The 13,448-nt window shown below is 62.4% G+C and carries 10 protein-coding genes; 4 read left to right on the forward strand and 6 right to left on the reverse strand.

Annotation, left to right across the window (positions count from 1 at the left end; translation table 11 throughout):
* Positions 1-84: 84 nt before the first annotated feature.
* The 4 genes from Q9451_RS07505 to Q9451_RS07520 all read right to left on the reverse strand — a co-directional run bounded on the left by Q9451_RS07505 (position 85) and on the right by Q9451_RS07520 (position 5,048).
* Entirely contained in the window at positions 85-1,077 is a 993-nt protein-coding gene (locus tag Q9451_RS07505) for a lysylphosphatidylglycerol synthase transmembrane domain-containing protein (RefSeq protein WP_012273996.1), read from the reverse strand.
* Positions 1,074-1,838 (reverse strand): polysaccharide deacetylase family protein, encoded by a 765-nt coding sequence (locus tag Q9451_RS07510; RefSeq protein ID WP_012273995.1) that lies wholly within the window; start codon positions 1,836-1,838, stop codon positions 1,074-1,076. The genes Q9451_RS07505 and Q9451_RS07510 overlap by 4 nt, the downstream gene beginning before the upstream one ends.
* Positions 1,831-2,952, reverse strand: coding sequence for a glycosyltransferase family 1 protein (locus Q9451_RS07515; RefSeq protein ID WP_012273994.1), 1,122 nt, complete (start codon positions 2,950-2,952; stop codon positions 1,831-1,833). Before Q9451_RS07515 ends, Q9451_RS07510 begins: the two co-directional genes overlap by 8 nt.
* Positions 2,953-3,173: 221 nt before the next feature.
* Entirely contained in the window at positions 3,174-5,048 is a 1,875-nt protein-coding gene (locus Q9451_RS07520) for a methyl-accepting chemotaxis protein (RefSeq protein WP_012273993.1), read from the reverse strand.
* A 168-nt stretch (positions 5,049-5,216) separates the two neighbouring features.
* Here Q9451_RS07520 and Q9451_RS07525 point away from each other — a divergent pair, with 168 nt between their 5' ends.
* Positions 5,217-6,692: a helicase HerA-like domain-containing protein gene (locus Q9451_RS07525; protein WP_012273992.1), complete on the forward strand. Its 1,476-nt coding sequence runs from the start codon at positions 5,217-5,219 to the stop codon at positions 6,690-6,692.
* Between the two features lie 95 nt (positions 6,693-6,787).
* Here Q9451_RS07525 and Q9451_RS07530 read toward each other — a convergent pair whose 3' ends face one another.
* Together Q9451_RS07530 and Q9451_RS07535 are read right to left on the reverse strand one after the other, a co-directional pair.
* Positions 6,788-8,260 carry an inorganic phosphate transporter gene (locus Q9451_RS07530; RefSeq protein ID WP_041166780.1) on the reverse strand — a complete coding sequence of 491 codons (1,473 nt, stop codon included), beginning with the start codon at positions 8,258-8,260 and terminating at the stop codon, positions 6,788-6,790.
* Between the two features lie 314 nt (positions 8,261-8,574).
* Positions 8,575-8,775 (reverse strand): hypothetical protein, encoded by a 201-nt coding sequence (locus Q9451_RS07535; protein WP_012273990.1) that lies wholly within the window; start codon positions 8,773-8,775, stop codon positions 8,575-8,577.
* Positions 8,776-9,250: 475 nt separating this feature from the next.
* Between Q9451_RS07535 and pcaR the strand changes: the two genes are divergently transcribed.
* The 3 genes from pcaR (at position 9,251) to pcaF (ending at position 13,269) form a co-directional block, all read left to right on the forward strand.
* Positions 9,251-10,126 (forward strand): pca regulon transcriptional regulator PcaR, encoded by an 876-nt coding sequence (pcaR, locus tag Q9451_RS07540; RefSeq protein WP_012273989.1) that lies wholly within the window; start codon positions 9,251-9,253, stop codon positions 10,124-10,126.
* A gap of 321 nt (positions 10,127-10,447) precedes the next feature.
* Entirely contained in the window at positions 10,448-11,794 is a 1,347-nt protein-coding gene (locus Q9451_RS07545; protein WP_012273988.1) for an MFS transporter, read from the forward strand.
* Positions 11,795-12,063: 269 nt separating this feature from the next.
* Complete coding sequence (pcaF, locus tag Q9451_RS07550) at positions 12,064-13,269, forward strand: 3-oxoadipyl-CoA thiolase (RefSeq protein WP_171577222.1); 1,206 nt, start codon at positions 12,064-12,066, stop codon at positions 13,267-13,269.
* Positions 13,270-13,448 lie beyond the last annotated feature (179 nt).

The following is a 13,448-nucleotide window of genomic DNA, read 5'->3' on the forward strand; positions in this document are numbered from 1 at the left end:
GGTGCCTGGCCCGTTACGACCCCGAAGCCCTGGACGAAACCGACGGCACCGACTTCCCAGGCGCCGCCGAACTCTGGCAACAGCTCAACCCGCCTGCCGCCGCCAGCGCTCCAGCAAAGGACGCGCCAGCAGGCACACGAACACAGGCCCGCCTGCCAGCAGATAAAAGTAGTAAGTAACCCCTCGCCATATCAGGATCGCCGCCGCTGCGGTCGAGCTGCCCACCAAGGGTGTCAGCAAGGTGGCCGAAGTCAGCTCGGCGGCCCCGGCCCCGCCAGGCAGCAGGCTGAACTGGCCGGCACTGAGCGACAGCATCTGCACCAGGAAGCTGGGGATCCACGCCAGCTCTACCCCCAGCCCCCGCAACACCAGGAACAGCACGCTGTAGCGCAGCCCCCAGTGGACGCAGGTGAGGGTGAACACCAGGCTCAAGGTGCGCTTGGGCAGGCGCCAGGTCTGTGCCAGGGCAGCGATGAAGTGCAGCAGTTTGCGCGCCCAGCGGCGGTTGCGCGGCGGCCCCATGCCCAGGCGCTGCAACAGCCTGCCGTTCATGCGCATTACCGTGCGTCGGTAGCGCAACAGCGCGACCACACCGGCCAGCGTTGTGCACAGCAGTAATGCACTGCCAAGCAGCATGCTTTCCTGGCTGCGGCCCAGGCTGTGGAACAGTGCGTAGCCGGCGATCGTCAGCATCGCGCAGAAGAAGAACACCAGGTCGTTCAGCTGGTCCATGGCGAATACCGCAGCGCTGCGCGCCGGGCCGATGCGATTGCGCGCCAGCAGGGCCATCAGGGTCAACGGACCGCCACTGCCGCCGGGGGTGGTGCAGATGGCGAACTCGGTGGCCATCACCACGCCCAGGCTGCGTGCAGGGCTCAACTGCTTTGCCTGCTCGCCGAGCAACAAGCGCAGGCGCAAGGCGTTGATGAGCCAGCACGACAAAATCATGCCAAGCAATATCAGCATCAGTTGTGGGTCGAACCGGCTTAGCCTTGGCAGCAGCTCGCTACCACCCAGCAGCACGGGCACCAGCGCTGCACCCAGCAATGCCAGCGCCAGCCAGGCCCAGCGGTTCATGCTGGCACCTGGCGCTCCAGCCAGGCAGATTTGGTCAGCGGCTCGCGGCCGTCCTTCAACAGGCTTTCGAGTGTTCGCAGCCAATAGTCACGGGATGAGCGGTGGCGCATGTCCACAGGGTGCAGCCCGAGGCGCAATGTGCTCGCGTCCTGCCAGCGTTGACATTGCCAGTTGCAGACTGCGCGGGACAAAGTACGACGCCATGCGCTCCGGGCACTCCAGACCAGGCCTGGCGCATCGATGGCTGTGAAGTCCGGCAAACGGTAAAGGTGTTGCGGTGTGCTGGTGTACTTCAGCGGCAGGCGGCGCAAGGCTTGCCGAGTGCCCTGGCTCATGAGCCAGGCGGGTGCGACAAAGCCTGCTACGGGCCAGCCGTGGTCCTCGAACAGCGCCAGGCCATCCTGCAGCCGGGTAAGCGCGGCGTGCTCATCGAGGCTATAGAACTCACCTTCATGCGTGTAGATGCGCCGCATGAAGTAGTCGATGGGGCTGCGCGGTGCCGGCCCTTCGTCGGCATGGGCGTAACCGTGCAGCGCCAGCTCGTCGCCGTTGGCCAGGCGTTCGTCCAGCACGCGGCAGAACGAGGGTGCCTGGTGCAGCGGATTACGCCGATGGAAGTCAGGGACCACCAGCCATGTCATGGGCACGTTGCCCAGCGCATCCACGGCGTGTACGAACGGCGCATAGTCCGGCCAGGTTTCTGGGGCCATATCATGCAATACCAGCAGGAGGCTGCGTTGCCTGGAGGAGGGCTCAAGCATGGGCACGCACCTGTGGCTGATGGCCGAGCACGGCTTGGTAGTGCTGTAGCAGGCCCGCCACCACCTTATCCCATGAATAATGTTGCTCTACATGACGACGGGCCTGCATGCCGAGCTTGCGGACCCCCGCCTCGAACGCCTCGCGCACTGCCATCGCCATCGCCCGACCCTCGTTGGGCGTGCACAGGCGGCCACACTGCTCGTTGATGATTTCAGTGAACGCACCTGCGCGTACGGCCACCACGGGTGTGGCGCTGGCCATGGCTTCGAGGATGACCAGGCCGAAGGTTTCCTGGTCGCCAGCATGCACCAGCAGGTCGGCACTGGCCATCAGCCGGGCCACCTCTGCAGCGGGGCAGAAGTGGTCGATGACGCTGACGTTGTGCGGCACGCTGGCCGGCATGTTCGAGCCCACCAGCAGCAGGTGGTAGGGGTGGCCGAGTTGCTGCATGCAGTCGAGCAGCACCGGCAGGTTCTTTTCCCGCGAGCCGCGGCCGGCGTAGATCAACAGGCGGCTGGTGTCGGCTATGCCCAGTTCGGCGCGCAGGTGCGGGTCGCGCTGGGCGGGATGGAACGTGGCAAGGTCAACGCCCAGCGGCTGCACGTGTACATCGCGCACGCCCAGGCGGCGTAATTTGTCGGCCATGACCTGGCTGGGCGCCAGTACCCGGTCGAAATTGCCGTACAGCTTGCTGACATAGGCTTCGACATTGGGCGTGAACCAGTTGCCCATGCGGTTGCTCACCAGCAACGGCAAGTCGGAATGGTAGAAACCGATTACCGGCACGTCGAGTTGGCGCCGGGCCTCCAGCGCGGCCCATGCGGTGAGGTAGGGGTCGCCGACTTCTATCAGGTCGGGTTTGAGCGTGCGCAGCGTATTGCACCATGGGGCCAGGCGTACAGGAAAACGATAGCCCTTGCCAAACGGCAAGGGTGGAGCGGGAACCTGGTAGATGCCATCGGCTTGGTGGGCGCTGGCGCCGGGGATCAACAGGCTGTGGCGTACGCCGTGGATGGCGTCGAGACGGTGATGTTTGGCATCAAGATAGGTACGTACGCCACCGCTGGCCGGGGCGTAGAACATGGTGATGTCGGCGATATGCACGATCAGCATCCCTCCGGGATCGTCTTCGGGTCTGTCATCCGGCGGTGGCTTGCCGGCGATGACGCGCCTAAAGGTTGACCTGTGTGAAGGATAGTTTGTTCGATCGGGGTTGGGTGGGGCAGGCTCGTCGAGTGGTGTTGGTTGTTTCGCGGGCTCGCCCGCCCCCACAGGTAGGGCGCAACCCTTCGGGGTTGTGCTGTCCTTGTGGGGGCGGGCGGTGCGGTCTGTATTTAGATGCGGAAGCTGCCCACCAGGTGCTTCAGGCGGCCAGCCTGCTGCTCAAGGTCGGAGCACGCGCGCAGGGTCGCCTGCAGGTTTTCCACGCCTTCCTGGTTGAGCATGTTGATCTCGTTGATGTCCATGTTGATCGCCTCGACCACGGCGGTCTGTTCTTCGGTGGCAGTGGCCACCGATTGGTTCATGCCATCGATCTCGCCAATGCGCACGGTCACGCTGTCCAGCCGCTCACCGGCCTGGTTGGCGATCTGCATGCTGTCCTGGCTGTGGCGCTGGCTCTGGTCCATGGTGTCGACCGACTCGCGGGCACCGACCTGCAGCTCTTCGATCATGGTCTGCACCTGCTGCGCCGATTCCTGGGTGCGGTGCGCCAGGTTGCGCACTTCGTCGGCAACCACGGCAAAACCACGCCCGGCTTCACCGGCGCGGGCTGCTTCGATGGCGGCGTTCAGCGCCAGCAGGTTGGTCTGCTGGGAGATGCTGGTGATCACTTCGAGGATCTGGCCGATATTCACGGTCTTGCTGTTCAGCGTTTCGATGTGCTCGCTGGACGTGACGATCAGGTCGGACAGGCGGTTCATCGCAGCAATGTTGCGCTCGACCACTTGCTGGCCCTCTTCGGCCAGCAGGCGCGCGGAACTGGCGTGCTGCGAGGCTTGAGCAGCATTGCCGGCAATTTCCTGAGCGGCGGCGCCCAACTCGTTGATGGCGGCGGCGACACTGTTGGTGCGGTTGGACTGCTCGTCGGAGTTGGTCATCGATGAATTCGAAGCACTGATGACCCGCAGGGCCACTTCGTTGACCTGCTCGGTGGCAGAAGACACTTCGCGGATGCTGCTGTGAATACGCTCGACGAACCGGTTGAAGGCGTTGCCGAGGATGCCGAATTCGTCGTGGTTGTGGATGCGCAGGCGCTTGGTCAGGTCGCCTTCACCTTCGGCAATGTCTTCCATGGCGCGCGTCATGGTGTGCAGCGGCTGCATCAACACGCGAATCAGCAAACCGAGCAGGCCGATGATGATCACCACCGCCACTACCGTGGCGATCACCGCCGAGGTGCGGAAGGTGCTGAGCATCGAGAAGGCCTTGTTCTTGTCCACCGACAAACCGATGTACCAGTTGGCCGACGGCAAGCCGGTGATCGGGGTGAAGGTCAGCAGGCGGGCCTGGCCATCGCTCTGCACTTCGGTCAGCTCGCCTGTCAGTTTTGGCGTGTGCTGCGGGAACAGGTCTGACAGTGACTTCATCACCAGGTCTTTGTCCGGGTGCACCAGGATCTTGCCCTGGTCGTTGACCAGGAAGGCATAGCCCATGCCGCCGAAGTTCAGCGAGTTGATGATCTGCACCAGGCCGTCCAGGGCCAGGTCGCCACCAACCACGCCAACGCTGCTGGAGACCTTGCTGAGGATACCGATGACCATCTTGTTGGTGGTCATGTCGATGTACGGTTCGGTCAGGGTTGCGCCGCTGGCGCTCATGCCGTCCTTGTACCAGGGACGGGTACGTGGGTCATAGCCGTCGGGCATCTTCGCGTCGGGGCGCACGCTGAAACCGCCGTCGACCTTGCCCAGGTACACGGTAAGGAAGCTGGATATCAGCGCATTCTGGCCCATCAGGGTTTCGGCGTTGGTCGGGTCCTGGGCAATGTTCTGTGCCAGGTTCTCCACCAGTTTGATGCGGCCTTCGAACAGGTTGCGGATGTTGGTCGAAGTGGAGGTGCCCATTTCAGCCAGATAGTTTTCCAGGTCCTCGCGGATCGCATTACGCTGGAGGTAATCGTTGTAGAGGGTGAAAAGGCTGAAGGCAAGTATCACGATCAGTGATGCTGCCAAAAGAATCTTGTGGCTGAAACGAAGGCTTTTGTTCATGGCGTAATCGGTTCCGCTAAGGTTTTATATCAGGCGTTCGCACGAGTGGAGCGGTAGGCAGTGCAACATCCAGAAAAGTACCTTTTCGGTTGTTCCTCTCTATTAAGGCGAATATCACCCACAGGTATCGGCCGAATTAAGCTAAAGCTTGAGCAGAGGATTAAAGAGATGTCGGAATTTTCGACCATCGTTGTAGGTGCTGGCCCGGATGGCCAGCCAGTCGGGCAAGCAATGCGCCTGGCCAACCGCCACGGTCTGGTGGCGGGCGCAACCGGTACAGGCAAGACCGTGACCCTGCAGCACCTGGCGGAAGTGTTCAGCGACGCCGGGGTGGCGGTGTTCGCTGCTGATGTCAAAGGTGACCTCTGCGGCCTGGGCGCAGCCGGTGCACCCCAGGGCAAGGTGGCCGAGCGCATCGCCGGCATGCCGTGGCTGGGGCATACGCCTCGGGCTTACCCGGTGAGCTTGTGGGACATTGCCGGGCAGTCCGGCCACCCGCTGCGCACCACCCTCAGTGAAATGGGGCCGCTGCTGCTGGGCAACTTGCTGGAGCTGACCGACAGCCAGCAGGCGGCGCTGTATGCAGCCTTCAAGGTGGCTGACCGCGAAGGCCTGCTGCTGCTGGACCTCAAGGACCTCAAGGCTCTGCTTGCGCACCTGAAAGACAACCCGCAACTGCTCGGCGAAGACAGTGCGCTGATGACCACGGCCTCCACTCAGGCCTTGCTGCGCCGGCTCGCAACCCTTGAGCAGCAGGGAGCGGAGGCGCTGTTTGGTGAGCCGGCATTGCAGTTGGAGGACTTGCTGCGCCCGGACCCGGATGGCCGTGGCCGCATCCACTTGCTCGATGCCAGCCGGCTGGTGCACGAAGCACCCAAAGTGTATGCGACGTTCCTGTTGTGGCTGCTGGCCGAGTTGTTCGAGCAGTTGCCCGAGCGCGGCGATGCCGACAAGCCGGTGCTGGCACTGTTCTTCGATGAGGCGCACTTGCTGTTCAACGGCACGCCCAAGGCATTGCAGGACCGTCTTGAGCAAGTGGTGCGGCTCATCCGCTCCAAGGGCGTGGGGGTGTATTTCGTCACCCAGTCGCCAGGAGACTTGCCCGACGCGGTGCTGGCCCAGCTAGGTTTGCGCATACAACATGGTCTGCGGGCGTTTACTGCCAAGGAGCAGAAGGCGCTGCGGGCTGTGGCCGATGGCTTCCGCCCCAATCCTGCGTTCGACACCCTGGCGGTGTTGACTGAGTTGGGGATTGGCGAGGCGCTGGTGGGCACGCTGGAAGAAAAGGGCACGCCGGCCATGGTGCAGCGGGTACTGGTTGCACCGCCGCAGTCACGTATAGGGCCGCTGAGTGCAGTTGAGCGCAGTGCGTTGGTTGCGGCCTCGCCGTTGGCGGGGCGCTATGACAAGCCTGTGGACCGTGAGTCGGCCTATGAGATGCTGACCCAGCGCAAGGGCGAGGCGGTGGAACCGGCGCCGCAACCGAAGGCGGATGAGGAGAGCTTTACCGACAAGGCCGGTGAGTTCTTGCAGAGTGCGGCGGGGCAGGCGATCAAGTCGGCGGTACGCCAGGCGGCCAACCAGTTGGGGCGGCAGTTGGTACGCGGGTTGATGGGGTCGTTGCTCGGCGGCAAGAAAAAGTGATGACCTGCACCTGGCAGGCGACCTGCTCCTACTAAGTGCAGGAAAATAGCCATAGAAAAGGCGCCCTTGGGCGCCTTTTTCTATTGCGGTGTCCGTCAGCCAATGGCTTTGGACGCCAGCCAGAACAGGCCGGCCGCCAAGCCCATCGAGGCAGGCAGGGTCAGGATCCAGGCCAGCAGGATGGTCTTCACGGTGCCGCCTTGCAGGCCACTTTTGTTGGCGACCATGGTGCCGGCCACACCGGACGACAGCACATGGGTGGTCGATACCGGCAGGGCGAACACGTTGGCCATGCCGATGGCGCAGGCTGCGGTGATCTGTGCCGACATACCTTGGGCGTATGTCATGCCCTGTTTGCCGATCTTCTCGCCAACGGTCAACACCACACGCTTCCAGCCAACCATGGTGCCAAGGCCCAGGGCCAGGGCGACGGCCACGATTACCCAGAATGGGGCGTATTCGGTGGTGGCGGTGAGGTCTTTGCGCAGTTTCTCAAGGTCGGCCTTTTCACGGGCTTCCAGGCCTGGCAGTTTGCCAACCTTCTTCGCCGTGTCATCCAGGCACAGCAGGTAGCGACGCACTTCGACGCGCTTCTCGGCGTCCAGGCTGTGGTAGTCGGTCACGCCTTGCAACGAGGACTGCAGTGCGGCGATGGTCGGTTCGGTCTGCTGTGGGTTGCAGCTGAACTGCTCCGGCAGGTCGCTGGCCTTGGCCTTGCCCAGTGCCAGGAATTCGCCCAGGGTCGCGGCATTGCGCTGGTAGAACTGGCTCATGTGCAGGGTAGCGTCGCGGGTACGCTCGATCTGGTACGTGGTGCTGTTCAGGTCGAGGACGAACTTGGCCGGGACGATACCGATCAGTACCAGCATGATCAGGCCGATGCCTTTCTGGCCGTCGTTGGAGCCGTGCACGAAGCTTACACCCATGGCGGAAACCACCAGGACCAGGCGGTTCCAGAACGGCGGGTGCTTCTTGTCGTCGAGCTTGCGGCGCTGCTCGGGGGTTTTGTGCATCTTCGACAGCGGGCGCCACCATTTCAGGCCGATCAGCACCAGGGCGGCAACGGCGAAGCCGGCCATGGGCGAGACCACCAGCGACATGGCGATGTCGATCGCCTTTTGCCAGTTGACGCCGTCGCCCAGCGGGATGTCGTTGATCAGGGCGTTGGCCAAGCCGACACCGAGAATGGAGCCGATCAGCGTGTGCGAGCTGGAGGCCGGGATGCCGAAGTACCAAGTGCCCAGGTTCCAGGTGATGGCCGCAGCCAGCAGCGAGAAGACCATGGCCAGGCCGTGTCCGGTGTTCACATTGATCAGCAGCTCTACCGGCAGCAGGTGCACGATGGCATAGGCCACCCCAACACCACCGAGCAGAACGCCAAGGAAGTTGAACACGCCGGAGAAGAACACGGCGAGGTGCGGCGGCATGGCTTTGGTATAGATGACAGTAGCTACCGCGTTGGCGGTGTCATGAAAGCCATTGATGAACTCGAAGGCGAGTACGAAGGTCAAGGCGAGCAGCAGGCTCACCAACACCCAGGCATCCAGTCCGCTGAATAAATCGATCATGAAGGTTGTCTGGCGGGTCATAGGGGGGCGGGATTATGCCAGAAAACCTTGGCAATCGATGCACCTGCTGCAGACCGATGGCAATCTTCATGGCGCACGCGAGCCGTGCTTGACGGGGACGATGGGTAGGTGAAAATCGGCTAAAAAGCACAAACGCTGGCGAAAAAAGACATAAAAGCGAAGAAAAATCCGCTTCGCCATTATTCAAACGGCCGTATGAAATTTGTGTAATTCCATTTCATCATCAGCCGGACAGTAAAAATCGACCGCGCCCGGGCTGGCCGGGCGACGACGCGCGGGCGTGGCTCCGAGCCTCAGGGATTGTCGCTGCGCAGTTCCTTTTCCATGCGTTCCAGTTCCTGGCTGAAGGACTGGTCACGCACGCTGGCACGTTTGCGCCAAGGTTTGCGTTCTGGATCCGGTTGTGCGGCGTAAGTGGTGACTTCGCCACCGTAAACATCCTTGTAACGTTCAGCCTGGCGCTCGAGTTCTGCGCGCAGTTCATCTTTCGTCACATGCAGTACCTGAATGAAGAGTAATGACTGTTGTTATGCATGGTGCACATGCACATGCCTTGCTGGCCGCAACGGCTTGATACAGCGGAAGGTTCCATTACCACGGTAGCGTGGGGGCCTGCGTAATCGATTATAGCAATCGATAATTTGCCGAACATCGTTATTTACCAAACCTGACATCAGCTGATGCAAGTACTGGGATGTGTTCGGAATCAGTTTGGACCTTTCGTACAAGTTTGAAAGGCATCACCGATAAAAGTTCGCTGCATTGCCGGAGCGCGGCTGTAATGAAAAACGGCCTCGCCGGAAGGCGAGGCCGTTGCCTGGGGACTTCTACGGTGGGTACCTGACCAGTCTCTCCAAAGAAGCCACAAGTGGCATGAGAAAGGTATAAGCAAAAGTGTCGGCGGTCAATTGCGATTATCGGCCGTTTGTTCGATAATCGCACGAACCGGCGTTTTTTTTGAGGTGTGCGATGAGTGACGAAACCCTGGGCAACGATTCCGGCAATCCGGAGGCAGCACGACCTGCTTCGGCTGCCATGGCGCCGCCGATCGTGGCCTCCCCGGCCAAGCGCATCCAGGCCTTTACCGGTGATCCGGACTTCATGACCTCCCTGGCGCGTGGCCTGGCCGTGATCCAGGCGTTCCAGGAGCGCAAACGCCACCTGACCATCGCCCAGATCAGCCACCGCACCGAAATCCCCCGCGCAGCGGTGCGCCGTTGCCTGCACACGTTGATCAAGCTCGGTTATGCCACCACAGACGGGCGTACCTATTCGCTGCTGCCCAAAGTGCTGACCCTGGGGCATGCGTACCTGTCGTCGACGCCGCTGGCGATTTCTGCCCAACCCTACCTGGACCGCATCAGCGATCAGTTGCATGAGGCGGCCAACATGGCCACCCTCGAAGGTGACGACATCCTTTATATAGCGCGTTCGGCCACGGTGGAGCGGCTGATTTCGGTCGACCTGTCGGTGGGCGGTCGCTTGCCGGCGTATTGCACGTCGATGGGGCGCATTCTGCTGGCGGCCATGGACGACACCAGCCTGCGTGAGTACCTGGACCGTGCCGACCTGAAGGCGCGCACCAGTCGGACGCTGAATGACCCAGAGTCATTGTTTGCCTGCATTCAGCAGGTACGCGCCCAAGGGTGGTGCGTGGTGGACCAGGAGCTGGAGCAGGGGTTGCGCTCGATTGCCGTGCCGGTTTACGACGCTTCGGGGCAAGTGTTGGCGGCATTGAACGTGAGTACCCATGTTGGCCGGGTGACGCGCAGCGAGCTGGAGCAGCGGTTCTTGCCGATTCTGCTGGCGGCCAGCCGCGACCTTTGCCATCAGTTGTTCGGGTGAGGCCGCAGGGGCCGCAAAGCGGCCCCAAAATAGAACAGGCAAAACCGTTTCTTGTGCGATAAACGCACAGTGTCGTTCCGGGTGAATTGCTTCACCTACGCCCGCTGATTAATGTTTCTCGCAGCGGTCGGCTTGCCGACCGAACAAGAAAAACATAAGAGGCACTTACCCATGAATACTGTCACCTCGCTGCTGCGGCCGCACCCGCACGCAGTACCGTTGTATCCAGGCTGACGCAGGCCCTATTTCCAATCATCGCCCTCTTGCACCGGTTATTCGCGTGCAGTGGCCTTGCTGTGCCCCACATTCTGGATAACAACAATGAACCAAGCACAAACCAACGTCGGCAAAAGCCTCGACGTTCAGTCGTTCATCAATCAGCAGCCGCTGTCCCGCTATCAGTGGCGGGTCGTGCTGTTGTGCTTCCTGATCGTTTTTCTCGATGGCCTGGACACCGCCGCCATGGGTTTCATTGCCCCGGCCCTGTCGCAGGAGTGGGGGATCGATCGCGCCAGCCTCGGCCCGGTGATGAGTGCCGCATTGATCGGGATGGTGTTCGGCGCCTTGGGCTCCGGGCCGCTGGCTGACCGTTTCGGCCGCAAAGGCGTGCTGGTGGGTGCTGTGCTGGTGTTCGGTGGCTTCAGCCTGGCCTCGGCCTATGCCACCAACGTCGACCAACTGCTGGTGTTGCGCTTCCTGACAGGGCTGGGCCTGGGGGCAGGTATGCCCAATGCCACCACGTTGCTGTCCGAATACACCCCTGAACGCCTCAAGTCGTTGCTGGTGACCAGCATGTTCTGCGGTTTCAACCTGGGCATGGCGGGTGGTGGCTTCATCTCCGCCAAGCTGATCCCGGCCTACGGCTGGCACAGCCTGCTGGTGATCGGTGGCGTGTTGCCGTTGCTGCTGGCACTGGTGTTGATGCTCTGGCTGCCGGAGTCGGCGCGGTTCCTGGTAGTACGCAACCGAGGCACCGACAAGGTGCGCAAGACTTTGTCGCCGATTGCGCCGCACGTAGTGGCCGAGGCCGGCAGCTTCAGCGTGCCGGAGCAAAAGGCGGTGGCTGCACGCAACGTGTTTGCGGTGATCTTCTCTGGCACCTATGGGCTGGGCACCGTGCTGCTGTGGCTGACCTATTTCATGGGCCTGGTGATCGTCTACCTGCTGACCAGTTGGCTACCCACCCTGATGCGTGACAGCGGCGCGAGCATGGAACAGGCCGCGTTCATCGGCGCGCTGTTCCAGTTCGGTGGCGTGCTCAGTGCAGTTGGCGTGGGTTGGGCCATGGACCGTTTCAACCCACACAAGGTGATCGGCATTTTCTACCTGCTGGCCGGGGTGTTCGCCTACGCCGTGGGGCAGAGCCTGGGCAACATCACCTTGCTGGCCACGCTGGTGCTGATCGCCGGCATGTGCGTGAACGGTGCACAGTCGGCGATGCCATCTTTGGCGGCACGCTTCTACCCCACCCAGGGCCGGGCCACCGGTGTATCGTGGATGCTGGGTATCGGCCGCTTTGGCGCCATTCTGGGGGCCTGGAGCGGCGCGACGCTGCTGGGCCTGGGCTGGAACTTCGAGCAAGTGCTGACCGCACTGTTGGTGCCGGCGGCGCTGGCGGCCGTGGGTGTGATCGTGAAGGGCCTGGTGAGTCACGCGGACGCGACGTGATAAGCGGTGGGCCGCTATGCGGCCCATTCGCAGCAACGGCTCGATGCTTAGGCAAGCAACAAATGGTTCGATAATCGCACATATAGTCGATTATCGAATTGAAAGCTACCTGCCAGTCTCCTTAATCTGGGGCCACCGAAGCACCCTGACCAGGAGCCTCCAAATGCCACGTGCAGACCATTACCGAACCCACCCAAGTCGAGCTGTCCACCCTGTGTGACCTCGAAGCCCGTACCGCCGCAGCCCATGGCCAAGTGGCAGGAGAAAGCCTGATGCACGACGTATTCATCTGTGACGCCATCCGCACCCCGATCGGCCGCTTCGGCGGCGCCCTGGCCAGCGTGCGGGCCGATGACCTGGCCGCCGTGCCGCTGAAGGCGCTGATCGAGCGCAACCCCGGCGTGCAGTGGGACCAGGTGGACGAGGTGTTCTTCGGCTGCGCCAACCAGGCCGGTGAAGACAACCGCAACGTGGCACGCATGGCGCTGCTGCTGGCCGGCCTGCCGGACAGCATCCCCGGCGTCACCCTGAACCGCCTGTGCGCATCGGGCATGGATGCCATCGGCACCGCCTTCCGCGCCATTGCCAGTGGCGAAATGGAGCTGGTGATTGCCGGTGGTGTCGAGTCGATGTCGCGCGCCCCGTTCGTCATGGGCAAAGCCGAAAGCGGTTATTCGCGCAACATGAAGCTGGAAGACACCACCATCGGCTGGCGCTTCATCAACCCACTGATGAAGCACCAGTACGGCGTGGATTCCATGCCGGAGACCGCCGACAACGTGGCCGACGACTATCAGGTTTCGCGTGCTGACCAGGACGCTTTCGCCCTGCGCAGCCAGCAGAAAGCTGCAGCCGCCCAAGCGGCGGGCTACTTCGCCGAAGAGATCGTGCCGGTGCGCATTGCGCACAAGAAGGGTGAAACCATCGTTGAGCGTGACGAGCACCTGCGCCCGGAAACCACGCTGGAAGCGCTGACCAAGCTCAAGCCGGTCAATGGCCCTGACAAGACGGTCACCGCTGGCAACGCCTCGGGTGTGAACGACGGTGCGGCGGCGCTGATCCTGGCGTCGGCCGCAGCGGTGAAGAAACACGGCCTGACCCCACGTGCCCGCGTGTTGGGCATGGCCAGTGGCGGCGTTGCGCCACGTGTCATGGGCATTGGCCCGGTGCCGGCGGTGCGCAAGTTGACCGAGCGCCTGGGTGTGGCGGTCAGTGATTTCGATGTGATCGAGCTTAACGAAGCGTTTGCCAGCCAAGGCCTGGCGGTGTTGCGTGAGCTGGGTGTGGCCGACGACGCGCCGCAGGTGAACCCTAACGGCGGCGCGATCGCCCTGGGTCACCCGCTGGGCATGAGCGGTGCGCGCCTGGTGCTGACTGCACTGCATCAGTTGGAGAGGAGTGGTGGGCGCAAGGGCCTGGCAACCATGTGTGTGGGTGTCGGTCAGGGCCTGGCACTGGCCATCGAGCGGGTTTGACCTGTACCGGCCTCTTCGCGGGCAAGCCCGCTCCCACAGGTGGAACCACGCCTCCTACTGTGGGAGCGGGCTTGCCCGCGAAGAGGCCGGACCTGTTAGACACAAGGCCAATTGCCAGCCTGATAGCGGAACGAGTGTGTTACCAGGTATGTCTAGACTTACCTAGGACCCTCCAGGAG

The organism is Pseudomonas sp. NY8896 (assembly GCF_039634505.1).